This window comes from Bacillus sp. JJ1127 (genome assembly GCF_036965845.1).
Classification (GTDB): Bacteria; Bacillota; Bacilli; order Bacillales; family Bacillaceae_G; genus Bacillus_A.
Genome location: NZ_JBALQK010000236.1, coordinates 16,928 through 17,628, shown reverse-complemented (window position 1 = coordinate 17,628; position 701 = coordinate 16,928). Strand labels below are relative to the sequence as shown.

Sequence of the window (701 nt, the reverse complement as noted above, 5' to 3'; positions counted from 1 at the left end):
AATCAGTGGGGGGATGAAAGCCCCCACTGATTAAAGTTTCACTTTATAAAATACATACCATTTGTTGTATCCACTTTAAGGACTCTTTAAAATTAAGAATTGGCATTAAGTATCTTATAATTTTTATGATTCACTACTGTTCTATTAAATTCAACAGTACCACCACTTACACCTATAATTTCTACTAGTACAGATTCATTATATAGTTTTACTACTGAACCTGTTATTTTTACACTTCCACGTTGAAATAGTATAGTATCTCCTACATTTGCTTTCATAGTACCACCTCAAAAAATAGAAATATTTTCATATTATATATATTAAACCATGTATTGTTGCATTAGTGAATAATTAATTTTATTTATCAAATTGAAATGAAACTATAGGATTACAGCGAGACACAAAAGAAGAATGGAAAAGTCTATTTTCTTCATTTGCAAGAAAAATAGACTTTAATCATACCTCCTTTTTTAGAAAGCGAAAATACACCTTTTTTTATGTGAAATTTCCTTTTTACAGTCAGAAAATTTTTCTAGATTAGAAGTGGTGTTATTCATTGAACAAAAGATATAATATGTGCCACATGTATCAGGTAATAAGGATTATATAAGCATCCTATTGTGAAGGTGTAAAGATTAAGCGTATAATATTATAGGTCTAAAGCATATAAGACGAATTGTGAATGATAAAGTGAAACTTTA

At 27.8% G+C, this 701-nt stretch carries 1 protein-coding gene; it reads right to left on the bottom strand.

Going from position 1 to position 701, the window contains the following annotated elements:
* Nucleotides 1–92: 92 nt before the first annotated feature.
* A complete protein-coding gene (locus V7183_RS20920; RefSeq protein ID WP_098198118.1) occupies nt 93–278 on the bottom strand; it encodes a YkvS family protein in 186 nt (61 codons plus the stop codon).
* Between the last annotated feature and the right edge of the window lie 423 nt (nt 279–701).

What these genes read in the sequence shown, in the direction of transcription:
- V7183_RS20920 (WP_098198118.1), bottom strand. Translation starts at nt 278, where the DNA reads ATGAAAGCAAATGTAGGAGATACTATACTATTTCAACGTGGAAGTGTA.